The sequence below is a fragment of the Actinomadura sp. GC306 genome (assembly GCF_004348665.1).
GTDB lineage: Bacteria > Actinomycetota > Actinomycetes > Streptosporangiales > Streptosporangiaceae > Spirillospora.
Window position 1 is genome coordinate 1 of sequence record NZ_SMKM01000385.1, and the last position, 4,757, is coordinate 4,757.

Annotated in this window: 4 protein-coding genes; 2 read left to right on the forward strand and 2 right to left on the reverse strand. The window is 69.1% G+C overall.

The window, feature by feature from the left end; translation table 11 throughout:
• Positions 1–388 precede the first annotated feature (388 nt).
• Positions 389–736, forward strand: coding sequence for a hypothetical protein (locus tag E1200_RS31260; protein ID WP_131955927.1), 348 nt, complete (start codon positions 389–391; stop codon positions 734–736).
• A gap of 7 nt (positions 737–743) precedes the next feature.
• On the opposite strand, the gene E1200_RS31265 is transcribed toward E1200_RS31260, so the two are convergent.
• On the reverse strand, positions 744–1,946 hold the full coding sequence (locus E1200_RS31265) for a hypothetical protein (protein ID WP_131955929.1): 1,203 nt from the start codon (positions 1,944–1,946) through the stop codon (positions 744–746).
• A complete protein-coding gene (locus E1200_RS31270; protein ID WP_131955931.1) occupies positions 1,925–3,031 on the reverse strand; it encodes a helix-turn-helix transcriptional regulator in 1,107 nt (368 codons plus the stop codon). The genes E1200_RS31265 and E1200_RS31270 overlap by 22 nt, the downstream gene beginning before the upstream one ends.
• Before the next feature lie 438 nt (positions 3,032–3,469).
• Here E1200_RS31270 and E1200_RS31275 point away from each other — a divergent pair.
• The coding region (locus E1200_RS31275; protein ID WP_131955933.1) for a cyclic nucleotide-binding domain-containing protein at positions 3,470–4,757 on the forward strand (1,288 nt) is incomplete at its 3' end.

Below are 4,757 nucleotides of genomic sequence, written 5' to 3' on the forward strand. Positions count from 1 at the left end.
GTCCACCCCGATGGCCGGCGCCCGCCCGCAAGAACACCCCTCACGCACCCCGGAACCAACGACCGAACGCGACCAGCGCCCGCCGTCGCGACCGTCCGGACCGCCCCGCAGGCTCCCATCCACCCCAGCGCCCAGCGGCCGACTGCGGCGGCCGGACGATGAGGAACGCCCCCCGCGCCCGCGCCGCCCGGAACCGCCGGACGAGCACGACCAGAGCCCGCCGCGCAGGATTCCGTCCGCCCCGGGAGCGGGCGGTCCACCACCTCGGCTCAACGCGCGGAATCGCGAGGCGCACGGGGGTGGCCTGCCTCCTCGGCGGCTGGACGCACCACGGCTCCCCGCACGTTCCCCGAACTCCGCGCCGGCGGAGCCTGTCCCGGACGAACCAGTGCGTGCCCGCCAGGAGGAGCCGGCGGAGCTGCGGCCACCGGCGGATCCGTCCTCGGAGATCCCTGCGCTCTGGGGCAGGCCCGGTGGCCGGCCGAACGATACGGCGTCCGGGTCGGCGCAGGTCAGGCGCGGGCAGTCGATCGCCACCTACAAGCGGCCCGAGCTCGTCGAGATCGTCGGACGGGTCGCCGCGCGCGAGCCGGACCTGTCGGACGACCAGGTCATCGAGCTGGTCGCCCGCCTCCTCGGCTGCCCCGACGACGAGGCGCTCCTGGTCGGCGCCCGGCTCCGCTACGCCGTCGAGATGTACCGGAAACAAGCCGGCCGCGGCACCTCCGGAGAGTAGGAGCGGCTCAACCCCTGCCGCTGCGCCCGGCCGCGGTCACCGGCGACGGCCGCGCCTCTTTCCGGCTGATATACCGCACGAGCGGCGACCGTCCGAACTTCGTCAGGCGGTCCAGCGCGTCGTCGATCAACAGGTCCTTGGGAAGCCTGTCGACATGCCGCTGCCAGCATTCCTGATCGTCCGCCAGAGCCTTGATGAATCCCTGGCAAAGCTCCGGCGTGATGTGCGCCAGCCGTCCCCGCGCCGCCAGCAACGCAGCGATCATGCGGCTCCGCTCGGCGTCGTCCTTGATCCGCGGGGACACCTTTGCGAGGCTCAGCACGTGGTCGATGAACCTGCCGCGCCGCGCGATGAAGTCCGCCCAGTGCCGCAGATCCGCCTCGGCCACGGTGCGTCCCTGGTCGAGGAGCCAGAACACCCCCTCCGCGAGGACGTCCCCGATCTCCTCGCCCCGGGCCCGGTCGGGCGTCCTGTACGGGTCGTACGGCTGCTGGACGACCTTTCCCGTCACCGCGAGCTGCCGGAGTCCGGCCTTGGCATCGAGTAGGTAGAACCAGTCCTCGTTGTAGATGTTGGGGAAGAACGAGCGGTGGCGGGTGACCTCGATGGCCATGGCGCCGCCGCCGATGAACGACTCTTGATCGCCGCCCACGTCGCGGTAGGCATGGCAGACGACCGAGTTGTCAGGAAAACCGCCGATGGACAGACCGACGGCACTGTAGGTGTCGAGGAGGCCGGCCGCCGTCCTGAAGTCCTCGGGGGCTCCTACGGTGATGTCGTCGTCCAGGAAGACGATGCGTTCCCAGCCCATTAGATGGCTGAGCATCAGTGCGAAGTTGCGCTTGGCGCTGGTATCGGTCTTACGCGCGAACCGGCCCTTGAGCAGCCGGGAGGTCTTGAATTCCGGAAGCCGCAGAGCCTCCTGACCGGGTATGTCGATGGCGATCAGATCGGTGTCCGGGGGGAGCCTTCGTGCCGCGTGCCGGGCATTCGTATATCTACCGCTGTGCAGCGTGACCAGCGGGCATTCGAGCAAGGCCGCGATGCGCGCGGCCTCGGCGAGGTGCGCCGGAGCGCGCATGGTGGGGACGATGATCGCGTCGATGCGCGCTTGGGCCGAGCCGGTGTCGTCGGGATGCCAGAGCAGGTCCCGATGCGAGCCGTGGTGATCAAGAGTGAGGGCCGAGGTCATTGTGGCGGCGCCGCCCATTCGAAGAGCCGGTTCTCTTCGAGGGTCAGGTCGGGCGTCAACGGGACACCGTTCTCCACGAGGACGCGGGTGAGGATGAGGAACGTTTCACTGTCGCCGAACCGTCCACGGATGTACGTGGTGTTCCGGTCCCGGAAATTCTTGTCGGTCGTCGCGCGGACGGCGCCGTACGTCCCTCTTCCGTACATTCCGTTGCAGATGGTCACTGTGCGTTTGTGGTTATACGGATTGACGGCACGGGCGAAGAGGGCAACGTCCTCCTGAAGGCGCTCCCCGTCATCCGTCTGCTCAAGTCGGGGCAGGAACCGCTGAGGCTCGTCGGCGTCCCGGACCTCGAAGTAGGCCCCCTCAGGTGTGCTCCAGTCGCTCACCTGCTCGACCGGGAGGTCGAGCCGGTGGACCGCCGAGCGGGTGGCGGTATTCCAATCCACGCCGCCGACCAGGACGAGGTGGGTCGTGTAGTCGTCGGATTCGAGCTGCTGCGCGGTCCGCAGGTTCACCTGACTCGTCGGATTGCTCGCCCGGACGTGCCCGTGCAGCTCGAACAGGGAATCCAGGTCGGCGTAGCTGTAAAGGGCGATGTAGTCGGGATCGGCCGGATCGCTGTAGGGCATCTTCGCCAGCTTGTCGGCAGGCAACTGAGCGCAGACGAGCGTTATCGTCCTGCCGTCGCCGAAGGTCCACAGGCCCGGATCCGGCGATCCGGCGCCGGGTTCGGGGATCGGGAGGGCCGAGGTGGCCCCCAGCGCGCTATTGCGTAGTCGCATGAGCTCTCTTCGGAGGTCGTCTTTGACCTGGAGTTCCTCGGCCGTCATCTCCGCCGGGCCGACCAGATGCGGAGTTCCTCCGTCGAGGGAACGAGGTGTGGCGAAGAAGGTGGCGTAGTCGTCAAGTCTGTTGATCGGCGGAATCCTGGGCTTGCTTCTCGATTCCCACGACGACACCAGCGGGACGCTGAGCGGCTTGTCGCCGCCCAATGCGGCGGCGAGCTGCGCCTGCGTGATCGTCGTGCCCGGCCAGTGTTCCTTCCTGAGCGTGCGCAGGCGGTGGGCGAGGACCTGGGCCGGATCTTGTTCACGCTCCACCGATACTCCTTCAGCTGAAGTTCACTCCCGGGGTAAAGGTTTCATACCGTTCTCCGTTGTGAGTGAAACCCCAGCTAGCGGCCTTCTCTGGCCCTGTAAAAGTGCACGGGCCCTGGGCTTGTGGTCCGGTCGTGAAATCTCGAACCGACGCTTCACCGCTAAGTTCAGAGGGTAGAGCAAACATCAGAAGCAAGACTGGAAGTTTACTGAAGTCCACGCGAGATTTAGTCAGCGACGCGATTCCCGGGACCCCGTGCCGGACCTTGTGTCCGACTCCGGGACGACGGGCGCCACCCACCGGCGGGAGCGCCCGCAGTGACCTGTCCTTCGGCACGACGGGAACTTCCCCATGTTCGAGTCAGCCAGCGAGGGGCGGCGGCCGGCCGCCCACCTCACGCCTCCGAGCCAGCGCTGGAACCGCCTGTCGCGGGAGCGCCCATGGAGATTCTGAACGGTGAGGGCCGCGACCGTGCCGCCCGAGCCACCGGTGAGAACGTTCCGGCGCAGACCACGGCGCAGACCCCGGCGTCCCGTCCGGCGGGACGGACCGCCGGCACGGCGGCACTGGCCAAGTCTGTGACCCTGATGTCCGGCATCGTCGCCATCCTCGGCGCGGGCGGGGTCATCGCCGGAGCGGCCGGCCTGATCAGCGCCGGAGTCCTGGTGCTGATCGGCATTCCGGTCGCCGGATTCACGCGGAACCAGTGGATGGCCACTTCCAAGGGTCTGCAGTTCGTCGAGTCGGTCGCCGACGTCGAAGCGCTGAAGCGCAGTGACGCGTTCGCGTTCGCCCAGCCGATAGCGGCGATCCGCCGCAGGCCGCCCGGCGAGGACGGAGACACGCCGGTCGCGGAAGAGACCGACACGCAGGAGCAGTACTCCCTGCTGGAGATGGCAGGGCAGGGCGTCCTCGGGCCGGCCGGTTCCGCGCCGCCTCCCGGCGCCGCGCCCGCCATCCGTGCGGGAACGGCATCGCGATGGGCCGCGGACGCGCAGAAAACCTTCTGGGACTCGCTCACTTGCGCGGAGCGGGCGCGGCTTGTCGAGACGGCGCGGACGGTGGAGTTTCCGCCGGAGGCGGTCGTGTGGCACAGGGGGGAGGTCGCCGACCACGTGATCCTCATCCAGGCCGGTTACACGAGGATCTACGGTGGGCCGGCGGGCGGCGAGCGGATCATCGCCGTGCGCGGGCCGGGCGACCTGATCGGGGAGCGGGCCGCGCTGCATCGGAGTTCCCGGTCGGCGACGGTCGTCACGACGAAGGCGGTCCGCGGGCTGTTCATTACGACGGAGCAGTTCAGAGAGCTGGTCTCGGATCATCCGGACCTGCTCGGCGCCATGGAGGAGCAGGTGTACCGGCGGCTCAGCGGCGCGGCCGACCGGCGATGCTCGTGCGAGCCCCGGGCCGGGCGCGCGCACAGCGGCGCGGGCGACGACGGCGGCGACGGGGACGGTGACGGCGGCGACGGCGAAGGTGGAGACCCAGGGGCCGCCGGGTCGGGGGGCCTTGCGTCGCTTACCGCCGGGGTTCCGTCCGGAGGGTGGGTCGGGCAGAACTGCTCCGTCGTGTTCACGGACATCGCGGCCTACGGATCCCACGTGCGCAGTGAGGAGGACCGGCGGACCGTCCGGCGGGTGATGTACAAGGCACTGCGGGAGGCGTTCGAGGGGTCGGGGGTTTCCTGGAGCGCCTGTCACCGGGAGGACCGGGGGGACGGGGTGTTGC